The following is a 22,561-nucleotide window of genomic DNA, read 5'->3' as shown; positions in this document are numbered from 1 at the left end:
GGCCTGCGCGACGTGCGGTGCCTTCGGATCACGGTGTGGGCGAGGACCGGGCGTGCAGGACCCGCATGACTGCCGCGCTTCGCAGTTCTTCCAGCAGCCCTGCCTGCTGGTGGGCGCGCTCCAGCAGCGTGTCGAGGGCCGCGGCGGAGAGACGGTCGTCGGTGTCGGCCAGGGCCCGGAGGGTCCGCCAGCCCGCCGCCTTGCCGTGGACGGCCACGAGCATCGACTCGGCTTCCACGATGTCGCTGAGCGGGGAGCGGGAGATCACGTGGCCGTTGGGCTTGAGGCGGCCTGCCTTCTCCGCGAGCCAGCCCATGGCGACCTTCGAGTGGCTGACGGGCACGCCCAGGTCAGCCATGATCTGTGCCAACGAGGTCCGGTCCTCCTCGGCCCGTCGGGCCAGGCCGGAGAGCACTTCGCCGTCCTCCTCGCCTGCGCTCGCCCTCGCGGCCCGGCGGAACAGCTCCAGGCCGCCGGTTGCGCCGGAGTAGTGGTCGTTGAGGTAGATGGCCATCAGACCGGCGCGATCGGGACCAGCGCTACGCCCCCCGTCGTCGTTGCCGACCCGGTCGTCCTTGGCGGCCATCGCGCGCTCCACCGACGCACCGAGCTCCTCCCAGCTGCGCTCGAACTTGCCCAGGCCTTCGCGTTCCAGCGTGTCGGTGACGTCCCGAAAGTCGACGCCGGCCTGTTCCAGTGCTTCGAAGTGGGCGGCGGCGGCCGCGAATTCGTCTGCCGCCACGGGCGGTCCGGGGAGGGCGCCGTGGTCGGCGTACGCGGCCAGCGTGGCGCCCGGCATGGTGTTCACCGTTCCGGCGATGACGAGTTCGCTGACGTACCTCGTGTCGGGGTAGGCGGGGTCCTTGACCCCGGTGGACGCCCACAGCGGGCGCTGCATACGCGCTCCGGCCGCGGCAAGGACCTGCCAGCGCGGAGCCAGAAGCATCTGCTCGTATGCCTGGAACGCCAGGCGGGCGTTGGCGATCGCGGACTTTCCCCGCAGCGCCCGGGCCTCCGGCGTGCCGAGGGCATCGAGCCTGCGGTCGACTTCGGTGTCGACGCGGGAGACGAAGAACGAGGCGACCGAGTGGATGTCCGCCAGGGAGCGTCCGGCGGCGTGGGCCTGTTCCAGACCGCTCTGGTACGCGTCCATCACCTCGCGGTAGCGGTCCTGGGAGAAGATCAGTGTGACGTTGACGCTGATGCCCCCGGCGATGGCGGCGGTGATCGCCTCCAGCCCCGTGCTGGTGGCCGGGATCTTCACGAACAGGTTCGGCCGGTCGACGGTCTCCCACAGCGTGCGGGCCTGCTCGCTGGTGGCGGAGGCATCCTGTGCCAGGCGCGGATCGACTTCGATGGAAACACGCCCGTCAACGCCACTGGTGCGTTCGTGGACGGGAGCGAAAACGTCGCAGGCGTCGCGGACGTCGTCGGTCGTGAGGGCGAGGACAGCGTCGTCGACGCCGGCACCCGCGGCCCCGAGGCGGCGGAGCTGCACGGTGTAGCGGTCGCCCTTGGACAGGGCCGAGGCGAAGATCGTCGGGTTCGTCGTCACCCCGACCACGTGTTTGTCGTTGATCAACCCTTCGAGCTCACCGCCGGCCAGAAGCTCCCGGGACAGGTCATCGAGCCAGACCGAAACCCCTGCGGCGGACAGAGCGGCAAGCCGGTCGGTGGCGGTGGAACCGGACATGGACGACCTCCAGGAGAGTGCGGCGCCGCCGGCTGATCACGCTGCGGCGCCCGGCACCGTTCCTTTCGCGTCTGCCCGTCACATCCCTCATCACGCACGCGGCGCATGGCCAGGACGCCGCCACAGGATCCGGAAGGTCCGAAAGGCTCCTCGGCCACGCTTCGGTGCGGCATATGTGCGTGTATGTGAGTGGAGTGGGGGAAGAAGCGGGTTGTGCCGCAGCCCATCGGGAGCCGCAGGTAACCAGAGGCTCAGCCTGCCGCGGCGCACCAGGTCGCTCGCCTGCCGTTCCGGTACGAAGCGGTGGGCGAGGGTACGACAGCAAGGAGGCCGGTCATGACGGCCGCAACAGCCCGAAGCGCAAGCACTGCTCAGCACGCCGTCGCCCACCCGGTTCCCTGTGTGATCCGCGTGCACGGGGTGATGGACCTGGACCACTCGGCAGAGCTGAGCGACGCTCTCCGCACCGGGATCGAGCTCGCCCACAAGGAGCGCCGTACTGACCTGGTCGTGGACCTGACGCACTCCTCGTTCTGCGATTCGTCCGGCCTCGGTGTCCTCTTGCAGGCGCGTTCGGCGGCAGCCGATCAGGGGCTCACTGTGCGACTGGCGGCCCCCAGCCATCAAATGCTGCGCCTGCTCGAGCTGACCGGCATCACAGAAGTCTTTCCCCTCCTCCCGGCTTGTCCGGCGGCTGCCGCGGTGGTGGCGGGCCGCGTTGTCCCCGCGACGATCGGCCCGTCGCGCTGATGCCGTCTACGAGATCGCGGCGGACGTGGCGCGAGATGCGACCTCAGTCATCCCCCTTCCCGCAGGCTCGACACCGGGCTCGACAAGGGGCAACCGCACAGGCAGGAAGCACCATGGGAGAAAAGGCTCGACGCACGGACCAGGATTCCCCGCGGTATTCGCCGCTCCAGCACCAGGGCGGTATGGCCGATGACCACGGCCGGCTACCAGGATCCCCGTCCAGAACGGCGACGGGGACGGCGGCACTGCCGGCGGATCCTGAGCGCGTCCGTGACGCCAACACCCGGGAACACCGCGCGGGCGGACCCGACAATGCGCACCGGACCGGCGCGCGCCCCGCCGAACCAGGAGATCGACCTCGCCAGAGATACGAGCTGGCCTTCCCCGACGGGTTCGACGGTGCCCAGGACCGTGTGGTGGTGAGCATCACCGGCCGCACGGGAGCGGGCGGCCACCCCGTCTACGAGGATGCCTCCGGCATCATCCAGGCGGAGATCAGCGACCGGGCCGAGGTACGGATCCTGACCACGGGGGCCCTCCAGGAGCTGGCCCACGGGGTGACGGCGCACCCCCTGGTCTGACCACCGCGGCCGTGGGCCCGGCGCCCTGGGAGGGTGTGCGCGAGGTACTGGCCGGGGGTGTTGTCGATGCCGGTCGGCGGTTCAGGTACCGAGGTGGCTGCGCTGCCCGTTGTGGTCGAGGATGATCAGGATCTCAGCGGGGCCGCGGTCACTGCGCAGGGCGTGGGGGGTCATGGTGGAGAACGAGGCGGCGTGTCCGGCCTCGACGCGGATGACGCGTTCGCCGAGGTAGAGGACCACCGTTCCGGACAACACGGTGAACCAGTCGCGACCGGGGTGGACGCCCAGGTCGTCGGGGCCGATGTCGCCGGCCTGGTCGGTGATGCGCATCTTGCCCACGGTCAGGCCGTGGGGCCCGTCGTCCTTGCTGAGCAGCCAGGTCGTCAGGCCGCGGCGCTCGTCGCGCTCGGGCCGGATGACGACATCGGAGTCGTCGGGGGATTCGACGAGCTCGTCGAGGGACCTGCCCAGCGCCTCGGCGATCGCGGTGAGCTGATCGAGACTGAGGCGCCGGTGACCGGTCTCGATGCGGCTGAGCTGGGAGGGGCTGATGCCCGCCCGCTCCGCAAGGTTGTCCAGTGACCAGCCCCGCGCCTTGCGCAGGGACCTGATCCGCATCCTGACGGCGGCGTCCAACGTCGTTTCTTGCTCCACCGGCAAGACCATATGCGATGGTGGCAAGGGCCGTTCTACCGTCGAGGCATGAACACACACCAAGACGCTCACGGCCACATCGGGCACGAGCAGGCGGCGGATTCCGCCGTCGCGTTGGCGAAGCTGCTGGTGCTGGACGGCGAGGTCCTGGCTTCCTACTTCTCGGAACTGACCGGCCGGCTCGCCGAACTCGCCGACCCCGTTCCGGCCCGGATCCTGGATCTGGGCAGCGGTCCCGGCACCGGCAGCTTCGCACTGGCCCGCCGGTTCCCGGCGGCGCACGTGACGGCGGTGGACATCTCTGGGCAGATGCTGCACCGCGTGAGCGAGCAGGCCGCTGCGCACGGGGTCGCCGACCGGATCAGCACGGTCGAGGCGAACATCGACGAGTCCTGGGCCGAGATCGGTGAGGGCGGGCCGTACGACCTGATCTGGGCCGCCGCCTTCATGCACCACGTGGCCGACCCCGCCCGCACCTTCGCCCGGGCTTTCGATCAGCTGCACCCGGGCGGGCTCATCGCCGTCACCGAGATGGACTTCTTCCCCCTGTACCTGCCCGAGGACACCGGCGTCGGCCGCCCCGGTCTGGAGACCCGCCTGCACGCCGCCACGAACACCCGGCCGCCCCACGAATGGACCGGCCACCTCCGGGATGCCGGGTTCACCCTCCAGGAGCGGCGCCCCTTCGACATCCGCCTCGACGCCACGCAGGCAGGCCCGTCCCTGAGCGCCTACGCCCAGGGTTCGCTGGCCAAACTGCGCTCCCACGCCACGGAAGTCCTCGACGCGGATGACCTGGCCGCCCTGGACGTCCTGCTGGACGAAGAGCACCCGCACAGCGTCGCGCGGCGTCATGACCTGAGCGTGCGCACCACCCGCACCACGTGGATCGCCCGCCGCCCCTGAACCCACAGGACAGTGCGCCTGGTGACGGGCAGAGACGCCCGACGGCCAACGAGGGGAGTTCGGGGGTTCGCGGGGACTCGAAGCTCGGATGGTCGTCGAGTCGGCGGGGCGGGCCCGATGTACCCACCCACCGGGGCTCTGTCGTGCTCCCGGGCGACGTGCTGGAGGCAGACAGATCCTGAGCGGCCCGCCCGGTCCCGGACTGCTCCGGGAACGGACGGGCCAGGGGGTGCCGGTCGGCCGGGTCAGGGGCCGACGGTGATCTGCTGCGCCGGATCGGTGGTGTCGGTCACCTTGTAGACCGCGTTGAAGACGGACGTGGTGGCACTGGTCGGGCAGCCGAACCCGCCGGTGACCGTGACCGGCACGGAGGCGTTGGTGAAGGTCAGGGTCGACGGAGCGCCGTTGGACCAGGTGCCGCCGACGGTCGCCGGGGCGGTGGGGGCGGCGGTGACCGTGCAGGAGGCGAGACCGCTCGTCTGGACCACCAGACCGCCCACCGGCAGGCCCATGGTGGTCGTGATCGGGGCGCCGTTCTGCATCGACACCGACCAGGCGCCGCTGGTAGTGACGGTGGGTGTCACGCCCCACATGCTCGAGGTGCACGAGCTGTACGTGGGCGCCGATATCGGCGCCGATACGGGCCCGGCCGGGTTGCTGTTGCCGGGGGCTCCCGGCACGCTGCCGGTGGCGGCGGAGACCGTACAGGTGATGGTGACGGAACCGGCCTTGAAGGTGGCCTTCCCGCTGAGGGTGGCCTTGAACGCGTGCCCGGCCGGGGTGACGGTGGTCGACCCGGCCAGCGGTAAGGGTGCGGCGGAGGCGGTGACCGAGGCGAGCGCGATGGCTCCGGCGACGGCCGTCCCGAGGGCGAGCGCGGTGCGCGTACGGCTCATGGCTGTGCTCCTTGGGGATCGTGGTGCGGGGTGGGGGGAGGGGATGCGGCCACGGCGGACTCCGCTTTCCCGGCACGCCGGTCGGCGTACGGCTGCCAGGCGAACATCAGGCCGCCGCCGAGGATGCCGAGCAGGGTGCCGATCAGGAACCCGCCGAGGTTCGACAGGACCAGAGCGGCGGTGGCGATCAGGGTGGTGAGGACACCCACGAGAGAACGCTGAGGGGGAGAGAACCAGGCGGTGAGCCCGAGCACGATCATCACGATGCCCATCAGGACGGACGGGATTCCCGCCACGCCCTGCTGGAGCATGATCTTCAGCGGTGCCAGCGGCAGGACGCAGATCCACGACCCGGCCAGGATCGCGAACAGCCCGCCCCAGAAGGGTCTGCTGCGTCGCCACCGCCGCCACCGCTGCCAACGGCTCAGAAGCATTCCTTCTTGCCCTTGCTGACGTTCATGCTGAGGCCGGAGAGCTTGAAGGTGCCGGCGTTCGTCGCCCACGCCGTCTGCTGGAGATCGGTGATGCTGACCGTGTCGGCCTGCTGGGCGAAGAGGTCCTGCATCCCCTGGGCCTCGGCCGGGCCCTTGTCGAGGGTGGAGGCGTCGCGCCCGATCTCGATATTGCTGAAGACGGCGTCGCCCGAGAGCTGGGTGGCGTCGACGAAGAGGTTGCTGGCCTCCACCGGGGTCTTCTTCCCGGCGGTGAGGTTCAGCGAGATGTCCCCGATCACCGGGAGCGAGGTGACCACGGACTGGCAGAGGCTGTGGAGCTTGGCCTCCCTGATGGCGGTGACCGCCACCGGGATGAGCTCCTGGCGGGCGTTGACGTCCACGCTGCCGTATTGCGCGAAGCCCTCGCCCTCCAGGCTGCTCGCCGAGACCTTGAACTGCTGTCCCGACACGGCGAACGAAGCGGCCAGTACGCCCTGCGCGAGGGCGATGCCGAGGCCGGCGGTCACGGCCACGGCGGGGAGGGTCAGGACGGCGAACCGGCGCCAGCGCACACGCCCGGAGTCATCGTCGGAAGGGTCGGATAAATGCGGGGAACCGGTCATGGCTGCGTCCCTTATATCGGCTGTGCACCGTTGTTACCGACGAGTTGAATGTAAGAGTGCCAATGGGGGTTGGCAAGGTTGTGCGAGCGCACCCTTTGAGCCGACTCCTACTGCTCCGTACGCAGCAGTTCGGCGACCTCCGTATCCACCCGCCGGGCCATCGCCCGCGCGAACTCCGAGGTCACCACCTCGCCGGCCACCGGCCGCAGCGCCGCCACCGCGGCCGTGATGTGCTGAAGCTGCGTGGCCGAAAGCCGTTCCAGGCCCTCCAGGCCGTCCGGACCCGCCGCATCGATCACATAGCGCCGGAACAGCCCCACGAACCGGTCCGCCACCGCCGCGGCCTGCGCCTGCACGAACTCCCCGGCATCCAGGATTTCCACGAGCGGCACCCCCTGCCGCACCAGCGTCAGGGTCGCCTCCAGCAGCCGCCGGTTGGGGTAGGTGACCAGGTCGCCGTCGATCGTCACGTAGCCGAGCTCGGCCGCCCGCCGGGTGTCGTCGGCCGTCGCCGTTGGGCCGAACAGCTCCCGCAGTTCGGCCCGGGACAGCGTCACCGGTTCCTCCTGGACCCAGTCCCGGGTCATCTCCCGTTCCAGGCCCAGCAGTTGGGGCAGGCCGCCGCCTTCCTCCCACGCGTGCAGCAGCTCGGCGATGCCGTTGACCGTGTAGCCGCGGCCCAGCAGGTCGCTGATCAGGCGCAGCCGGGTCAGGTGGTCGTCGGAGTACCAGGCGATCCGGCCCTCCCGCCGCGGCGGCGGCAGCAGCCCGCGCTCCTGGTAGTAGCGCAGGTTGCGCACCTTGACGCCGGCCGCCCGGGCCACGTCTTCCCGGCGGTAGCGTGCGCCACGGCCTGCGCCCTCGCCCGTGCCGCCGCTCCCGCCACCGCTCTGGTTCTCCACCTGGCTGCTCACGCGCCAGAGTGTAGGACGTACCGGCAGGTCACATGGGGCGGGGACGATCCTGCTTGACCGCCCGCAGGACCACGAACTTCGGCTCGCTCGCGACGACTTCGCTGTTGCCGAAGAGCCGGCGCAGATGGGTGTGGTAGCCCATGTGCCGGTTGGCGACGATCCACAGCTCGCCGCCCGGGCGCAGCACCTTGCGCGACTGCGCGAACATCCGCAGCGCCGTCGCGTCCGTCGTGGCCTGGTGGGAGTGGAAGGGCGGGTTGCTCAGCACCAGGTCCACGGAGCCGGGGGAGAGCATCGCGACCCCGTCGCCGACGTGGAACTCGGCGGTGCGCCGCCCCTCGCGGACGTTCGCCCGGTAGGTCTCCCGTGCCGAGGCGACCGCCTGGTAGGACTCGTCGGTGAACACGACCTCGGCGTCCGGGTCGTGGACCTGGACGGCCGTGCCGACGACGCCGTTCCCGCAGCCCAGGTCCACGACCCGGGCACCGTCGGTGTTGGTCGGCAGGTTCTGCAGGAAGAAGCGGGTGCCGACGTCGAGCCGGTCGGCGCAGAAGATCCCGGCATGGTTGACGACGGACAGGCCGGAGCCGGAGCCCGCGTCCTCGTCCACCGTGTACGTCAGCGGCCACGGCCCGGCGGAGGTGGGGCGGGTCGCCCCGGGCGTGCCCGGCGTGCAGAAGATCAGCCGGGCCTTCTTCTCGGCGAGCGAGGTCTTCGTCGGGCCGAGGATCTTCTCGAAGAGGCGCAGCGTGGAGGTGTGGATCTCCTTGACCATGCCGGTGCCGACCACGACCGTACCCGCGTGCACGTGCGGGGCCAGGCGGTACAGCTGGTCCTCCAGCAGCGCGAGGCTCTTGGGCACGCGCACCAGCAGGACGTCGATCCGCTCCGGTGGCGGGTCCTGCGTCGTCAGCAGGGTCACCGTCGACTTCGAGGTCCCGATGCCCGCCCGGTCCAGGTTCGCGGCGGTGGCGGAGCGGGTCAGCGCGGAGTCGGTGATCTGCGTCGGGCGGTACGCGGCGAGCGCCGTCGTGAGCGTCCCCCAGCGGTCCCCGAGCACCGTGATCCGGCCGGCGGAGGCGGCCAGGTCCACCGGTCCCCGCTCTCCGGTACCGGAGTCGAGGTGGCGCAGCAGGTACTCGTCCGCGGCGTCCCAGGCACGGAGCCGGTCGCGCGGGTCCTCGGGGAAGCGGGTGAGCTCGTAGGAGCCGAAGGGTGTGGTCAGGCGGTTCATATGCGACCCAGGCTATCGGAGCCGGAGGCCCGACCCCGCATGCGCGGGGCCGGGCGGCGCACTACTCCGGGAACTCGCCCGCCATGGCGGCCGCCATCCGCAGGTGGGGGCGGGCCTCGGCGGCCCGGCCCAGGCGCTCCAGGGTGCGACCGAGCATCAGCTGTGCGTAGTCCTCCACCGGCCAGCGCTCCAGGATGGCGCGCAGCTCGTGCTCGGCGCGGGAGAGCTGGGCGGAGTGGTAGTAGGCGCGGGCCAGCAGCAGCCGGGGGGCCAGCTGCTCGGGGGCCTCGGCCGCCAGCCCGCCCAGAATGCGGGCGGCCGTCGTGTACTCCTTCGCGTCGAAGAAGAGCTGGGCGCGCGCCCAGCGCTCGGCCGCCGTCCCGTGCTCGAAGTACGCCGTCGGCGCGTTCATCGCTTCCCTTCCGCCGTTCAGGTGGTCCGTCCGCTGCCTCCAACACGCCCTGGCCGTGGAACATTCCGCTCTCCGGCGCCGCCCGCACGGGGCTAGGTTGTCCACATGAGCAATCTCGATCGCCAGCCCGCTCTCTCCGCCTGCGGCGGCCGCGGCTTCGTCGTGGCCGAACCGGTGCGCGAGCTCCTCAGCCCGCGCACGGTCAAGCTCGGTGAGTCCACCGAGGTCCGCCGACTCCTGCCGAACCTGGGCCGCCGCATGGTGGGCGCCTGGTGCTTCGTGGACCACTACGGCCCGGACGACATCGCCGACGAGCCCGGCATGCAGGTCGCACCGCACCCGCACTCCGGCCTCCAGACGGTGAGCTGGCTCCACGAGGGCGAGGTGCTGCACCGCGACAGCGTGGGCAGCCTCGAGACGATCCGGCCCCGGGAGCTGGGCCTGATGACCTCCGGCCGCGGCATCAGCCACTCGGAGGAGAGCCCGCGCCCGCACGCCCGCTTCCTGCACGGCGCCCAGCTGTGGGTGGCCCTGCCGGACGCCCACCGGAACGTGGAGCCCCACTTCCAGCACCACGCCGACCTCCCGCGGGTGACGGCCCCGGGCCTGACGGCGACGGTCATCCTGGGCACCCTGGACACGGCCACCTCGCCGGGCACGGCGTACACCCCGATCGTGGGCGCGGACCTCACCCTCGCGTCGGGCACCGAGACCCGCCTCCCGCTGGACCCGGACTTCGAGTACGCGGTCCTGTCGATGTCGGGCGAGGCCCACGTGGACGGCGTCCCGGTCCTCCCGGGCTCGATGCTCTACCTGGGCTGCGGCCGCACGGAACTCCCCCTGCGCGCCACGTCGGACGCGGGCCTGATGCTCCTGGGCGGCGAGCCGTTCGAGGAGGAGATCGTGATGTTCTGGAACTGGATCGGCCGGAGCAACGAGGAGATCGTCCAGTTCCGCAAGGACTGGATGGAAGGCACCCGCTACGGCGAAGTAAAGGGCTACGACGGCCCTCCGATCCCCGCTCCGCAGCTCCCGCCGGTACCCCTGAAAGCACGCGGTCGGGTGCGCTGACCTGCACCTCTATGGAGTAGCTGACTTTGGTGACAGTTCGTCAGCTCGCTTCATCGTTTCCGGGGGTCGTGAAGGAGTCCTGGGCGGGGGCCTCGGACGCGGTGCGACGGGTTGTACGGAGCGTAGGCGTCAGAGGTTTCGTCGCATGGCCTGGATGCAGCGGCTGCCTGCGGCGTTCGACTGGTCACTCGGGTAGGCCGCTCCGACATTCATGCCGCTGTCGGTGTCTATCGAGTGTGGTCGTCGGCCTCGGATCGCGCATACGAGACGATGCGCCGCGTGCAGCATGCCGAGCGCCATGCGAAGGCGGTGCGCGCGCCAGTAGGCGCCGGCCCTGTCGTGCCAGACGCATTGCCTGCCCGCCCGCCCGCCCGTCCATCCAGGGCGCCGGTATCCCCGACGTAATGCCGGTGGGGCCGGTCAGGTCCGCATGCGGCTGTTGGGTCCATTGGAATGGAGCCAATGACCCCGGACGCTCGTATGAGCGGGGCCCCGGTGACGGCGCCTGTCGCGCGGTTCCCGGCGCGATCAGGTAATCAGGAACGGTGAACGAGGACGCGATCGACCCCTTCGTGCATGTCCGGGGTGCCAGCGAGAACAACCTGCGGAACATCGACGTCGACGTTCCGCGGGACGCGATGGTCGCCTTCACCGGCGTCTCCGGCTCGGGCAAGTCCTCGCTCGCGTTCGGCACGCTCTACGCGGAGGCCCAGCGGCGCTATTTCGAGTCCGTGGCACCGTACGCCCGAAGGCTGTTGCAGCAGGTCGGTGCACCGCACGTGGAGGAGATCACCGGACTGCCCCCGGCCGTGGCCCTGCAGCAGCGGCGCGGGTCGCCCAGCTCGCGCTCGACGGTCGGTACCCTCACCACGCTGTCCAATCTGCTGCGCATGCTGTACTCCCGCGCCGGCACCTATCCCCAAGGGGCGGCCCGGCTGGAAGCCGAGTCGTTCTCACCCAACACCACGGCCGGCGCCTGCCCCGAATGCCACGGACTGGGCGTCGTGCACGACGTCGCCGAGGACCTGCTCGTCCCGGACCCCTCGCTGAGCATCCGCGAGGGGGCGATCGCCGCCTGGCCGGGCGCCTGGCAGGGAGCCAACCTGCGCAGCGTCGTGAGCGGCCTGGGGATCGACATCGACCGGCCGTGGCGCAGGCTCAGGAAGAAAGACCGGGACTGGCTGCTGTACACCGACGAGCAGCCCTCCGTGTACATCGAGCCGGAGGAGGACCGCGTCGACTACGGCTACCAGGGAAAGTTCTGGAGCGCCCGCAAGCACGTCATGCACGTCCTCACCGACTCCAAGAGCGAGAAGATGCGCGAACGGGCGCTCCGGTTCGTCAGGAGTGTGCCCTGCCCCGAGTGCCACGGCAGTGGACTGCGGCCCGAGGCGCTCGCCGTGACCTTCGCCGGACGTTCCATCGCCGAGATCAACGCGATGCCGCTCACCGAGGTCGTGGGGCTGCTGCGGCCCGTCGCGCAGCGGTCCGAGGCCGACGCCACCACCTCGACCGCCCGATCCGGGGAGACGACCGAGGTCGCGGTCCGGATCTGCGGCGATCTGGTCGCGCGGGTCGACGTACTGCTCGACCTGGGCCTCGGATATCTCGGCCTCGGGCGCCGCTCGACGACCCTGTCGCCCGGCGAGGCGCAGCGCCTGCGGATCGCCACCCAGCTGCGCTCGGGGCTGTTCGGCGTCGTCTACGTCCTCGACGAACCCTCCGCCGGCCTGCACCCGGCTGACGCGGAACCGCTGCTGGACGTGCTGGACCGCCTCAAGGCGGCGGGCAACTCGCTGTTCGTCGTGGAGCACGACATGGACGTCGTACGGCGGGCCGACTGGGTGGTCGACATCGGCCCCGGCGCGGGCGAGGGCGGCGGGCGCGTGCTGTACAGCGGCCCCGTCGCCGGTCTGGAGCAGATGGCGGAGTCGGCCACGAGCCAGTACCTGTTCGGGCGCGCCCAGCCGCTCGACCACCGCCCGCGCACCCCGCAGGGCTGGCTGCACCTGAGCGGCGTCTCCCGCCACAATCTGCACGACGTGTCCGTCGACGTACCGCTGTGCGTACTGACGGCGGTGACGGGCGTGTCCGGTTCCGGAAAGTCGACCCTGGTGACGCAGGTGCTCGCCGAGGTCGTCCGCGGCCACCTCGGACTCGCACCCGAGGGGCCCGATGAGGCGCAGCTGGTCGTTGACGTCCAGGACGCGTCGGGGGTCGAGTCGTTCGACCGGCTGGTCCGGGTCGACCAACGGCCCATCGGCCGAACTCCCCGTTCCAACCTGGCCACGTACACGGGGATGTTCGACGCGGTGCGCAAGCTGTACGCGTCGACGGACGAGGCAAAAGCGCGCGGCTACTCGGCCGGGCGGTTCTCCTTCAACGTGCCCGAAGGACGGTGCGAGACCTGCCAGGGCGAGGGATTCGTCGCGGTGGAACTGCTCTTCCTGCCCGGCACCTACGCACCGTGCCCGACCTGCCAGGGAGCCCGGTACAACGCCGAAACGCTGGAGGTCACCTACTGCGGCAAGAACATCGCGGACGTGCTGGGGCTTTCCGTCGACGCCGCCGCTGCGTTCCTGTCCGCCGTCCCGGCCGCCTCCCGCAGTCTGGAGACGTTGCGCGAGGTGGGACTGGGGTACCTGCGGCTGGGGCAGCCCGCGACGGAGCTCAGCGGTGGTGAGGCGCAACGCATCAAACTGGCCACCGAACTCCAGCGGGCCCGCCGCGGCCACGCGCTCTACCTGCTCGACGAGCCGACGGCGGGGCTGCACCCCGCGGACGTCGCGCTGCTGCTCCGACAGCTGCACAAGCTCGTCGACGCCGGCAACACGGTCGTCCTCGTGGAGCACGACCTGGACACGATCACCACCGCCGACTGGGTCATCGACCTCGGGCCGGGCGGCGGCGACGCGGGCGGGAGGGTGGTCGCGGCAGGCCCGCCGGCCAAGGTGGCGAAATCCCGCCGCAGCATCACCGCGCCCTACCTCGCGGCCCGGCTCGCGCGCGGGTGATCGATCTGCCGCATCGCGTTCAACGACGCCGTTCTCCTGCTTGTTCGCCCAGCACGATCTTCCACACTCGGGTCGCCACCTGGAGGTTGAGCCGGTCCTCGACGTCGGCGAGGTCGTTGCCGCTGATGTCGCGGATGCGCTGGAGCCGATAGCGCAGCGTGCTGCGGTGGATCGCGAGGGATTCGGCGGTCTCGTCGTAGTTGCCGCCGCAGTCGAAGTACTGGGACAGCGTCTCCACCATGGCCGTGTGGTGCCGGGAGTCGTAGTCGATCAGCTGCCCGAGCCACTCGTGGACGAACGTCTCCAGTTCCCGGTAGTCGTTGCCGGGTCCCAGGATGCGGTAGAGGCCCAGCTCGTCGAAGAACGTCGTGCCGTAGTGCTCGCGGGAGTGCCGGCGCACTTCCAGGGCGCGCTGCGCCTCCTGGTAGCGGTGGGGGATGTCGGCCAGGGAGTCGCAAGGCGGGCTCACCCCGATGGTCCCGGACCGTGTCCCGGTCTCCCGGGCGAGCGCCTCGTACAGCGCGCGGGCGTGCGGCCTGTCGTCGGTGACCAGGACCACGTGGTCGGAACGCCGGGTCAGCAGCGAGTGCATGCCCACGGCAGAGGCCGCCCGGCCCACGGTCTGCGCGAAGGGACCGTCCGCGGTCCGGTTCGACCACTGCACCACGACGACGTAGTGGCGGCGGTGCAGGTCGTGTCCGACTGCCTCGGAACGGGCGTAGGCGCTCGCCTCGTCCGTGCCTGTCAGAAGGTCGTCGGCCAGCTCGCGGTGCAGCTTCGACTCCACTTCGGCCAGATTGCGCAAGTGCGCCAGCTCCGGGGCGAGTGACGCGGCGCCGTCCTCCAGCGCGCGCAGGGTGTGATCGTCGGCCTCGCGCCGGGCGTCGACCAGGGCCAGCACGCCCAGGATCTCGCCGTGCGGGCGGACCAGGGTGACCAGCCGGTCCTTCACGCGCACCGGCCCGGCCTGACGGCCGACGGCGCACAGCATTGCGTCCTGGCGCACGGGGTCCGGTTCGGGATAGGGGTCGGGGCGATCGGGACCGGTCCAGGACCGCAGCCGACCGAAGCGGTCCTCGACCAGCGCGGGGAGTCCGGTGAGCCCGTGCAGTGCGCGCGTGATGGCTTCCTCGCCGCCGCCCGAGGCGGCGACGTCGGCCATGAGCGCGTGAAGGGCTCGCTGGTACCCCAGCTCGGCGACGACGGAGATCAGCTGCCCCTGGAGGGCTGTCCGCTCCTCCCTGAGCCGGTACAGCTCCAGCGCGTCCTCGCGTCGGCGGCGGTGTGCGAAGGCGGCCGAGAGTGCGGCGGCGGTGTGCCGGACCAGGGTGGCGAGCAGGGACCGCTCGGCCTCGGTGGGCCGGGAGCGGGACGTCACCACGAGGTAGCCGTGGAGCCTCTCGTGCCCGCGCAGCCCCAGGGCCCGGGCCCTGGGCAGGCCGGGTACGGTCACGGTGCCGTCCTCCCCGGCCAGCTCCCGCACCCTCCGGTCCACGGCCAGGGCGTGGACCTGCCCGTTCCTCCGGCTGGGGACCAGGGCGCCGTCCACCGTGAGGTATCCGGCCTCGGCGCCGTACGGCCCTGCGGCGGCTATGTGGTCCATGGCCAGGCCCAGGATCTCGCCTTCGTCCAGGGTGTCGAACAGCGCGCTGGAGAGCGTCATCAGTGCGTGGGGGACACGGTCGGCCTGGGTGGGAGCAGGCGGGCGGGGCCCTCGTCCCGCGGCGGTGGGGCGCCACCCGCTGCCGCGGGGTGGGACGGACCCTCTCCGCGCGGCCATGGGGAGCCGCCCGCCGCTGTCCCGCGGAAGGCTTCTCTCCCGGTCGCAGCGGCGGCGGTACAGATGGTGCGGCCGGCTGCTCGCCATGGGATCACTCCGTTCTCTTCGAGCCTACCGCCGAGCGGCGGTGCTGGTCGGGTCGGCTCATACGAGAGGTTCGGATTCTGCCTCTCGTACTCGTGGGGCGACCGGACCCGTGCTTTTCCGACTTGCCAGGCGCAGGCGTGGAGCCACTGGGCCCGCCACCCTGGGGAGTGTTCGAAACCGTCCGCGCACCGGTAGGTAGCGCCGGGCGGTGACCGAGCAGCTCCGCAGGCCGGCTGCCTCGTTCACGACGTACGGGGAAGCCGCACACGCCGTTGAGCACCTCTTGGGCCACGGGTTTCCCGTGGAGAGGGCCCCGGTGTCCTGCTCGACGGCTGTTCGGCTCGGTGAACCGGCTCGACCCCGTCGTCTCCGCCCTGCTCCTCGTCGAGGAGGTCTCCGACGAGGCCGCAGGGCTGATCTGCGGGCTGCAGACCACTGGCAGAGGTCCCCGCCCGTACCTGAACGAACGTGATCCGGACAGTCGGCGCAGGCGCCGTACCGGGAGGAGTTCCTCATGGCCAAGGCAGTGGGCATCGACCTGGGCACCACCAACTCGGTGATCGCCGTGTGGGAGGGCGGAGAGCCGTCCGTCGTGCCCAACAGCGAGGGCAACCGCACGACACCGTCCGTGGTGGGCTTCACCGATACCGGGGAACGTCTGGTGGGCCAGCTGGCCCGGCGCCAAGCGATCCTCAATCCCAAGGGCACCATCTACTCGGCCAAGCGGTTCATCGGCCGGCATTTCGACGAGATCTCCGACGAGGCCAGGGCGGTGGCGTACGACGTCGTCGAGGGCGACGGCGGGGCGGCCCGCTTCAAGGTGCGCGACAAGCTGTACGCGCCCGAGGAGATCAGCGCACAGGTGCTGCGCAAACTCACCGACGACGCCTCCAAGCAGCTCGGGGAGCGGGTCACGGAGGCGGTCATCACGGTGCCCGCCTACTTCAACGACGCCCAGCGCACCGCCACCAAGGACGCCGGACGGATCGCGGGACTGGAAGTGCTGCGGATCATCAACGAGCCGACGGCGGCCGCCCTCGCGTACGGCGTGGACAAGAAGGAGCACGAGACCGTCCTCGTCTTCGACCTGGGCGGCGGCACCTTCGACGTGAGCATCCTCGACGTCGGCGACGGCGTGGTGGAGGTGCGCTCCACCGCAGGCGACAGCCACCTGGGCGGCGACGACTTCGACCGGCGCCTGGTGGATCACCTCGCGGACGACTTCCAGAAGGAGAACGGCATCGACCTGCGACAGGACGCGCAGGCGCTGCAACGCTTGTTCGAGGCGGCGGAGAAGGCCAAGACCGAGCTGAGTTCGGTGACGCAGACGCAGGTCAGCCTGCCGTTCATCACTGCCGACGCCGCCGGGCCCAAGCACCTCACCGACTCGATCATGCGGTCCACGTTCGAGCAGATCACCGGCGACCTGGTGGAACGCTGCCTGGGACCGGTCGAGCAGGCCATCGCCGACGCCAAGGTCGGCGAGAGCGACATCGACGAAGTCATCCTCGTCGGCGGATCCACCCGCATCCCCGCCGTCCAGACCCTGGTCCGCCGACTGACCGGCGGCAAGGAACCCAACATGAGCGTCAACCCCGATGAGGTCGTGGCCCTCGGTGCCGCGATCCAGGCAGGGGTGCTCAAGGGTGAGGTCAAGGACGTCCTGCTGCTCGACGTGACCCCCTTGTCGCTGGGCGTGGAGACACGCGGCGGAGTGATGACCAAGATCATCGAGCGGAACACCACCATCCCGGTGCGCCGCAGCGAGACCTTCTCCACCGCCGAGGACAACCAGCCGGCCGTCGACGTGGTCGTCCTCCAGGGCGAGCGCGAGCTGGCCGCCGACAACCGGGTGCTGGGCCGGTTCCAGCTCACCGACATCCGGCCGGCGCCGCGGGGCGAAGCACAGATCGAGGTCACCTTCGACATCGACGCCAACGGCATCCTCGAGGTCAAGGCCCGTGACCGGGACACCGGCAAGGAACAGGGCATCACCATCAGCGAGAGCTCCAACCTGGACCGCAGCGAGGTCGAACGCATGGTCCAGGAGGCCGAAAGCAACCAGGGCCAGGACAAGGCACTCCGCGAGGCCGTCGACGCCCGCAACGAACTCGATGCCGTCGCGTACCAGGTCGAGAAGCGTCTCGCCGAACTGGGCGACGCAGCGCCCGCGCACGAGAAGGCACGCGGCGAGATGCTCGTGTCGGACGCCCGGGCGGCGGTCAAGGAAGAGGCGGGCGTGGAACGCGTGCGCCCCCTGACCTCCGAACTCCAGCAGGTGCTCGCCGGGCTGGCGGCCCACCAGGGCGCCGCCACCACGGGCGGAGGTCCCGCCCAGGACGCCGCCACCGGCGGTCCCACGAGTGGCGGTGGCGGTGACGATGATGTCATCGACGCCGAGTTCGACAAGGGCTGAGGCGCGCCATGCCCACCTACCCCCAGGAACCCGACCGGGCCGGGCCGGATCCGGCCGAACCGGTCCCGGAAGGAGCCGGACCCCCGCCTCGCGGGGACCTGCCCCAACCGGGCCCGTCCCGGCACGGAGCGGCGAACGGCGAACCGGGACCCGATGCCGCCGGCCCCGCGTCCGCCGAGGACGAGTACACGACCGCGATCCAGGAACTGGAGGACCGTTGGCGGCGCGCACTCGCCGACCTCGACAACCTCCGCAAGCGTCACGCCAGGGAACTGGAGCGCGAACGGGCGGTGGAGCGCGCCCGCACGGCGGCCGCGTTCCTGCCCGTCCTCGACAACCTCGAACTCGCCCTGACCCACGCGGGCGCCGATCCGGGCGCGATCGTGGAGGGCATCCTGGCCGTACGCGACCAAGCGGTGAACGTCCTCGAACTGCTCGGCTACCCGCGACACGCGGAGACCGGCGTCCCCTTCGACCCCGCCCGGCACGAGGTGGTCGGCGTCGTCCAGGACCCCGACGCCGCACCGGGCACTGTCGTCCAGGTACTGCGCCCCGGCTACGGGGACGGCGAGCGGCAGCTCAGGCCCGCCGCCGTGACCGTCGCGAAGCGGGAGTGACCGGTCATGGCGCAGGACTACTACGAGGCGCTCGGGGTGTCGCGGTCCGCGAGCCAGGACGAGATCCAGCAGGCATATCGCAAACTCGCCCGCAGGCACCACCCCGACGTCAACAAGGACCCCGGGGCGGAAGAGCGCTTCAAGGACCTCAACGAGGCATACAGCGTCCTGTCCGATCCCAAGACCCGGGCCCGCTACGACCGCTTCGGCGAGGATTTCCGCAAGATCCCGGAGGACTACGACGAACGGGTCGCGGCGGGAGCGGGCGGCGGCTTCCGCGGTCGGACGACCGCAGGCGGCGGCGGTCCGCGGGTCCGGTACGCCGGCTTCGGCGACGACTTCGCAGCGGAGGGCATCGACATCGAGGACCTGTTCGGCTCCATGTTCGGAGCCGGCGCCGCCCGGGGGAGCGTCCCCGGAGCGGACCAGGAGGCCGAACTGTCGCTCACCGTCGAGGAGGCGTACCGAGGCGGCCGTCGCACCGTCACGCTCGCCGGTCCCACCGGGCAGCCGCGGCGGTACGAGGTCGACGTGCCGCCGGGCGTCACCGACGGGCAGCGCATCCGGCTGGCGGGCGAGGGCGGCCGGGGCAGTGGTGACGCCGCCGCGGGCGACCTGTACCTGCGCGTGCGTATCCAGCCCCACCCCCGATTCCGGCTGGACGGCCGCGACGTGCACGTCCAGGTCCCGGTGACCCCCTGGGAGGCGGCCCTGGGCGCGACCGTGCCGGTGCCCACCCCCGGCGGCGGCACGGCCAAGGTCACGGTGCCCGCGGGCTCGTCCAGCGGCCGGCGGCTGCGGCTGCGCGGCGAGGGCATGCCGAACCCGCGCGGCGCGAACGGCGACCTGTACGCCGAACTCCGCATCGTGGTGCCACCCACCCTCGGCGACCGGGAGCGCGAACTGTTCGCGGAGCTCGCCGCCGCCTCCTCGTACGACCCCAGGAGGACGTGATGAACGAACCACCCGTGGGAGCGTCAGGCCCCGGCCGGGCCGGCGCGGGCAACCGTCCGGTACGAACGGGCGCCGACCTCACCGCCTCGACGGCCGTCCGGTACGCACTCGTGCCCGCCCCCAGGCTCTCCCTCGACGCCGTGTCCCGTCGCTCGGGCCTCCACCCCGATCTGATCCGGCGGTTCGTCGCCCTCGGCCTGATCGACGCCGGACGCGACGCCGCGGGACACCTGGTGTTCGACCCCACGGCCCCGGCGGTCCTCGCCCGCATCCAGCGGCTGCGCACCGGACTCTGCCTCAACTACGCATCCATCGGCCTGGTGCTCGACCTGCTCGACCGCATCAGCCTGCTCGAAGCCGCCCTGCGCGGCCGCGGCACGAGGAGTGAAACACCCCCATGGACATGAACCGTCTCACCCAGAAGTCCCAGGAAGCCCTCCAGGAGGCCCAGACCGCGGCCGGCCGCATGGGGCACACCGAGGTCGACGGGGAACACCTGCTGTTCGCACTCCTCGATCAGGAGGACGGTCTGATCCCGCGGTTGCTGGAGCAGGCCGGCAAGGAGCCGAAGGGACTGCGCGAGGCCGTGCGCGAGGAACTCTCCCGCCGCCCGAAGGTCACCGGCCCCGGCGCGGCACCGGGCCAGGTCTTCGTCACCCAGCGCCTCGCCCACCTGCTCGACGCCGCCGAGCGGGAGGCCAAACGCCTCAAGGACGAGTACGTGTCCGTGGAACACCTCCTGCTCGCCCTGGCCGAGGAGAGCTCTTCGACCGCCGCCGGGCGACTGCTCAAACAGGCCGGCATCACCAGGGACTCGTTCCTGAGCGCGCTCACCCAGGTCCGCGGCAACCAGCGCGTCACCTCCGCGAACCCCGAAGTGGCCTACGAGGCACTGGAGAAGTACGGACGCGACCTCGTCCTCGAGGCCCGGTCCGGTCGGCTGGACCCGGTCATCGGCCGTGACGCGGAGATCCGCCGCGTCACCCAGATCCTCAGCCGCAAGACCAAGAACAACCCCGTCCTCATCGGCGACCCCGGCGTCGGCAAGACCGCCATCGTCGAGGGCCTGGCCCAGCGCATCGTTCGCGGCGACGTCCCCGAGGGCCTGCGCGACAGGACGGTGTTCGCCCTGGACATGGGCTCCCTGGTCGCCGGCGCCAAGTACCGCGGCGAGTTCGAGGAACGCCTGAAGGCCGTACTGTCCGAGGTGAAGGCCGCCGAAGGGCGCATCCTGCTCTTCGTCGACGAACTCCACACCGTCGTCGGCGCAGGCGCCGCCGAAGGAGCCATGGACGCGGGCAACATGCTCAAGCCGATGCTGGCCCGCGGCGAACTCCACATGATCGGCGCCACCACCCTCGACGAGTACCGCAAGCACATCGAGAAGGACGCCGCCCTCGAACGCCGCTTCCAGCAGGTCCTGGTCGAGGAGCCCAGCGTGGAGGACACCATCTCCATCCTGCGCGGACTGCGCGAACGCCTCGAGGTCTTCCACGGCGTCAAGATCCAGGACACCGCGATGGTCTCCGCGGCCACCCTCAGCCACCGTTACATCACCGATCGGTTCCTGCCCGACAAGGCCATCGACCTCGTCGACGAGGCGTGCGCCAGGCTGCGTACCGAGATCGACTCGATGCCCGCCGAACTCGACGAGATCACCCGTCGTGTCACGCGACTGGAGATTGAGGACGCCGCCCTGTCCAAGGAGACCGACCCCGCCAGCAAGACACGCCTGGAGGAGCTGCGCAGGGAACTGGGCGACCTGCGCGGTGAAGCCGACGCCAAACGCGCCCAGTGGGAGGCCGAACGGCAGGCGATCCGCCGCGTGCAGGAACTGCGCCAGGAACTGGAACAGGTCCGCCACGAGGCCGAGGAGGCCGAACGCGCCTACGACCTCAACCGCGCCGCCGAACTGCGCTACGGCCGCGTCCGCGACCTGGAGCGCCGACTCGCCGCGGAGGAGGAGCAACTGGCCGCCAAACAAGGGCAGAACCGGCTGCTGCGCGAGGTCGTCACCGAGGAGGAGATCGCCGAGATCGTCGCCGCCTGGACCGGCGTCCCCGTCGCCCGCCTCCAGGAGGGCGAACGCGAGAAGCTGCTGCGCCTCGACGAGATCCTGCGCGAGCGCGTCATCGGCCAGGACGAGGCGGTCAAGCTCGTCACCGACGCCATCATCCGTGCCCGCTCCGGCATCCGCGACCCCCGCCGTCCCATCGGCTCGTTCATCTTCCTCGGCCCCACCGGCGTCGGGAAGACCGAGCTGGCCAAGACCCTCGCCCGGACCCTGTTCGACTCCGAGGACAACATGGTCCGCCTCGACATGAGCGAGTACCAGGAGCGGCACACCGTCAGCCGGCTCATGGGCGCACCGCCCGGATACGTCGGCTACGAGGAGGGCGGCCAGCTCACCGAGGCCGTGCGCCGCAAGCCGTACTCGGTCGTCCTGTTCGACGAGGTCGAGAAGGCGCACACCGATGTCTTCAACACGCTGCTCCAGATGCTCGACGACGGTCGCATCACCGACGCGCAGGGCCGCACCGTCGACTTCCGCAACACCGTGATCATCATGACGTCCAACATCGGCTCCGAGCACCTCCTCGACGGCGCCACCGCCGAGGGTGAGATCAAGCCCGACGCCCGCGCCCTGGTGATGGGCGAGCTGCGCGGGCACTTCCGCCCGGAGTTCCTCAACCGCGTCGACGACATCGTGCTGTTCAAGCCGCTCGGTGAGCGGCAGATCGAGCGGATCGTGGAGCTTCAGTTCGACGAGCTGCGGCGGCGGCTCGCCGAGCGCCGCATTACCGTCGAACTCACCGACGCTGCACGGGTGGTGATTGCCCATCAGGGCTACGACCCGGTGTACGGGGCCCGGCCGCTGCGGCGTTACATCTCCCACGAGGTCGAGACGCTGGTCGGACGCGCCCTCCTGCGCGGCGACGTCCAGGACGGTGCGACGGTGCGCGTCGACGCCGAGCACGGAGAGCTGGTGGTCACCTACGACCAGCAGGAGGACGACCGGGAAGCGAGGGCGGCGTGAACACCACCCGGACGACCACGGTGACCTGCCCGAACTGCGGTCGCGGCAACCGGATTCCCGTGGCCGCCGAGGGACGGCCCCGATGCGGCCACTGCAAGCAGCCCCTGCCCTGGGTCGTCGACGCGGGCGACGGCGACTTCGCCGAGGTCGCCGACAACGCCACGGTGCCCGTCGTCGTCGACCTCTGGGCCACCTGGTGCGGCCCCTGCCGCATGGTCAGCCCAGCCCTCGAACAGGTCGCCCGGGACCTCGCCGGACAGATCAAGCTCGTCAAGGTCGACGTCGACCAGAACCCACGGCTCAGTCGGCGGTTCGAGGTGCAGGCGGTGCCGACCCTGCTCGTCCTGGACCGGGGCGAGACGCTCGCCCGGCAGGCCGGCGCGGCACCCGCGCCCGTCCTGCGCTCCTGGGTCGAGCAGGCGGTGGCGGGCCGGCAGACCACTGCGGGAGGGTGAAGGCGACTGTGCTGAGGAAGACCATCGCCGGCC

General features: G+C 71.0%; 19 protein-coding genes and 1 pseudogene. 11 read left to right on the top strand and 9 right to left on the bottom strand.

Going from position 1 to position 22,561, the window contains the following annotated elements; genetic code table 11:
- Positions 1-574: 574 nt before the first annotated feature.
- A pseudogene (gene tal / locus B6R96_RS05050) lies at positions 575-1,693 on the bottom strand (transaldolase); the annotation flags it as partial.
- 336 nt (positions 1,694-2,029) lie between these two features.
- On the opposite strand from tal, the gene B6R96_RS05045 reads away from it, so the two are divergent.
- Together B6R96_RS05045 and B6R96_RS38740 are read left to right on the top strand one after the other, a co-directional pair.
- Positions 2,030-2,443 (top strand): STAS domain-containing protein, encoded by a 414-nt coding sequence (locus B6R96_RS05045; RefSeq protein WP_081521740.1) that lies wholly within the window; start codon positions 2,030-2,032, stop codon positions 2,441-2,443.
- Complete coding sequence (locus B6R96_RS38740; protein WP_335755474.1) at positions 2,443-3,024, top strand: DUF6296 family protein; 582 nt, start codon at positions 2,443-2,445, stop codon at positions 3,022-3,024. Before B6R96_RS05045 ends, B6R96_RS38740 begins: the two co-directional genes overlap by 1 nt.
- A gap of 81 nt (positions 3,025-3,105) precedes the next feature.
- Here B6R96_RS38740 and B6R96_RS05035 read toward each other — a convergent pair whose 3' ends face one another.
- On the bottom strand, positions 3,106-3,642 hold the full coding sequence (locus B6R96_RS05035) for a helix-turn-helix domain-containing protein (protein WP_081524983.1): 537 nt from the start codon (positions 3,640-3,642) through the stop codon (positions 3,106-3,108).
- 84 nt (positions 3,643-3,726) lie between these two features.
- Here B6R96_RS05035 and B6R96_RS05030 point away from each other — a divergent pair, with 84 nt between their 5' ends.
- Complete coding sequence (locus B6R96_RS05030) at positions 3,727-4,584, top strand: class I SAM-dependent methyltransferase (protein ID WP_081521739.1); 858 nt, start codon at positions 3,727-3,729, stop codon at positions 4,582-4,584.
- A 245-nt stretch (positions 4,585-4,829) separates the two neighbouring features.
- Here the strand turns inward: B6R96_RS05030 and B6R96_RS05025 are convergent, their stop codons facing one another.
- The 6 genes from B6R96_RS05025 to B6R96_RS05000 form a co-directional block, all read right to left on the bottom strand.
- On the bottom strand, positions 4,830-5,480 hold the full coding sequence (locus B6R96_RS05025) for a hypothetical protein (protein WP_030387504.1): 651 nt from the start codon (positions 5,478-5,480) through the stop codon (positions 4,830-4,832).
- Positions 5,477-5,914 carry a DUF6114 domain-containing protein gene (locus tag B6R96_RS05020; protein ID WP_081521738.1) on the bottom strand — a complete coding sequence of 146 codons (438 nt, stop codon included), beginning with the start codon at positions 5,912-5,914 and terminating at the stop codon, positions 5,477-5,479. The genes B6R96_RS05025 and B6R96_RS05020 overlap by 4 nt, the downstream gene beginning before the upstream one ends.
- Positions 5,905-6,537, bottom strand: a complete 633-nt coding sequence (locus tag B6R96_RS05015) for a DUF6230 family protein (protein WP_081521737.1) — start codon at positions 6,535-6,537, stop codon at positions 5,905-5,907. The genes B6R96_RS05020 and B6R96_RS05015 overlap by 10 nt, the downstream gene beginning before the upstream one ends.
- Positions 6,538-6,644: 107 nt before the next feature.
- Complete coding sequence (locus tag B6R96_RS05010; protein ID WP_234437742.1) at positions 6,645-7,451, bottom strand: MerR family transcriptional regulator; 807 nt, start codon at positions 7,449-7,451, stop codon at positions 6,645-6,647.
- Between the two features lie 28 nt (positions 7,452-7,479).
- Complete coding sequence (locus tag B6R96_RS05005; RefSeq protein ID WP_081524982.1) at positions 7,480-8,676, bottom strand: methyltransferase; 1,197 nt, start codon at positions 8,674-8,676, stop codon at positions 7,480-7,482.
- A gap of 70 nt (positions 8,677-8,746) precedes the next feature.
- Positions 8,747-9,097: a tetratricopeptide repeat protein gene (locus B6R96_RS05000; protein WP_053702561.1), complete on the bottom strand. Its 351-nt coding sequence runs from the start codon at positions 9,095-9,097 to the stop codon at positions 8,747-8,749.
- A gap of 105 nt (positions 9,098-9,202) precedes the next feature.
- Here B6R96_RS05000 and B6R96_RS04995 point away from each other — a divergent pair, with 105 nt between their 5' ends.
- Positions 9,203-10,168 carry a pirin family protein gene (locus B6R96_RS04995; RefSeq protein ID WP_081521736.1) on the top strand — a complete coding sequence of 322 codons (966 nt, stop codon included), beginning with the start codon at positions 9,203-9,205 and terminating at the stop codon, positions 10,166-10,168.
- A 545-nt stretch (positions 10,169-10,713) separates the two neighbouring features.
- Entirely contained in the window at positions 10,714-13,182 is a 2,469-nt protein-coding gene (gene uvrA / locus B6R96_RS04990) for an excinuclease ABC subunit UvrA (RefSeq protein WP_081521735.1), read from the top strand.
- 19 nt (positions 13,183-13,201) lie between these two features.
- Here uvrA and B6R96_RS04985 read toward each other — a convergent pair whose 3' ends face one another.
- Entirely contained in the window at positions 13,202-14,845 is a 1,644-nt protein-coding gene (locus tag B6R96_RS04985; protein WP_237291325.1) for a PucR family transcriptional regulator, read from the bottom strand.
- A gap of 718 nt (positions 14,846-15,563) precedes the next feature.
- Between B6R96_RS04985 and dnaK the strand changes: the two genes are divergently transcribed.
- Genes dnaK through trxA form a run of 6 tightly spaced genes read left to right on the top strand, consistent with a single transcriptional unit; the run spans position 15,564 to position 22,528 of the window.
- The gene (gene dnaK, locus B6R96_RS04980) at positions 15,564-17,465 is read left to right on the top strand and encodes a molecular chaperone DnaK (protein ID WP_081521733.1); all 1,902 of its coding nucleotides are present in this window, start codon (positions 15,564-15,566) and stop codon (positions 17,463-17,465) included.
- A gap of 8 nt (positions 17,466-17,473) precedes the next feature.
- The gene (locus B6R96_RS04975; RefSeq protein WP_081521732.1) at positions 17,474-18,082 is read left to right on the top strand and encodes a nucleotide exchange factor GrpE; all 609 of its coding nucleotides are present in this window, start codon (positions 17,474-17,476) and stop codon (positions 18,080-18,082) included.
- 6 nt (positions 18,083-18,088) lie between these two features.
- Entirely contained in the window at positions 18,089-19,036 is a 948-nt protein-coding gene (locus tag B6R96_RS04970) for a DnaJ C-terminal domain-containing protein (RefSeq protein WP_081521731.1), read from the top strand.
- Positions 19,036-19,443, top strand: a complete 408-nt coding sequence (locus tag B6R96_RS04965; protein ID WP_031147454.1) for a chaperone modulator CbpM — start codon at positions 19,036-19,038, stop codon at positions 19,441-19,443. The genes B6R96_RS04970 and B6R96_RS04965 overlap by 1 nt, the downstream gene beginning before the upstream one ends.
- On the top strand, positions 19,434-22,073 hold the full coding sequence (gene clpB / locus B6R96_RS04960) for an ATP-dependent chaperone ClpB (RefSeq protein ID WP_081521730.1): 2,640 nt from the start codon (positions 19,434-19,436) through the stop codon (positions 22,071-22,073). Before B6R96_RS04965 ends, clpB begins: the two co-directional genes overlap by 10 nt.
- A complete protein-coding gene (trxA, locus tag B6R96_RS04955) occupies positions 22,070-22,528 on the top strand; it encodes a thioredoxin (RefSeq protein ID WP_031147458.1) in 459 nt (152 codons plus the stop codon). Before clpB ends, trxA begins: the two co-directional genes overlap by 4 nt.
- The last annotated feature ends 33 nt before the right edge of the window (positions 22,529-22,561 follow it).

Source organism: Streptomyces sp. Sge12 (assembly GCF_002080455.1).
Classification (GTDB): Bacteria; Actinomycetota; Actinomycetes; order Streptomycetales; family Streptomycetaceae; genus Streptomyces.
Note: the sequence above shows the minus strand (reverse complement) of the source record. Positions and strands in the feature narration are given on the sequence as shown.

Excerpts from the sequence above, each read along its gene's own strand:
- dnaK (WP_081521733.1), top strand. The coding sequence starts at position 15,564 with ATGGCCAAGGCAGTGGGCATCGACCTGGGCACCACCAACTCGGTGATC.
- B6R96_RS05030 (WP_081521739.1), top strand. The coding sequence starts at position 3,727 with ATGAACACACACCAAGACGCTCACGGCCACATCGGGCACGAGCAGGCG.
- B6R96_RS05025 (WP_030387504.1), bottom strand. The coding sequence starts at position 5,480 with ATGAGCCGTACGCGCACCGCGCTCGCCCTCGGGACGGCCGTCGCCGGA.
- B6R96_RS04965 (WP_031147454.1), top strand. The coding sequence starts at position 19,036 with ATGAACGAACCACCCGTGGGAGCGTCAGGCCCCGGCCGGGCCGGCGCG.
- B6R96_RS38740 (WP_335755474.1), top strand. The coding sequence starts at position 2,443 with ATGCCGTCTACGAGATCGCGGCGGACGTGGCGCGAGATGCGACCTCAG.
- B6R96_RS05020 (WP_081521738.1), bottom strand. The coding sequence starts at position 5,914 with ATGCTTCTGAGCCGTTGGCAGCGGTGGCGGCGGTGGCGACGCAGCAGA.
- B6R96_RS04985 (WP_237291325.1), bottom strand. The coding sequence starts at position 14,845 with ATGACGCTCTCCAGCGCGCTGTTCGACACCCTGGACGAAGGCGAGATC.
- clpB (WP_081521730.1), top strand. The coding sequence starts at position 19,434 with ATGGACATGAACCGTCTCACCCAGAAGTCCCAGGAAGCCCTCCAGGAG.
- B6R96_RS04975 (WP_081521732.1), top strand. The coding sequence starts at position 17,474 with ATGCCCACCTACCCCCAGGAACCCGACCGGGCCGGGCCGGATCCGGCC.
- B6R96_RS05015 (WP_081521737.1), bottom strand. The coding sequence starts at position 6,537 with ATGACCGGTTCCCCGCATTTATCCGACCCTTCCGACGATGACTCCGGG.
- B6R96_RS04995 (WP_081521736.1), top strand. The coding sequence starts at position 9,203 with ATGAGCAATCTCGATCGCCAGCCCGCTCTCTCCGCCTGCGGCGGCCGC.
- B6R96_RS05035 (WP_081524983.1), bottom strand. The coding sequence starts at position 3,642 with ATGCGGATCAGGTCCCTGCGCAAGGCGCGGGGCTGGTCACTGGACAAC.
- B6R96_RS05045 (WP_081521740.1), top strand. The coding sequence starts at position 2,030 with ATGACGGCCGCAACAGCCCGAAGCGCAAGCACTGCTCAGCACGCCGTC.
- B6R96_RS04970 (WP_081521731.1), top strand. The coding sequence starts at position 18,089 with ATGGCGCAGGACTACTACGAGGCGCTCGGGGTGTCGCGGTCCGCGAGC.
- B6R96_RS05000 (WP_053702561.1), bottom strand. The coding sequence starts at position 9,097 with ATGAACGCGCCGACGGCGTACTTCGAGCACGGGACGGCGGCCGAGCGC.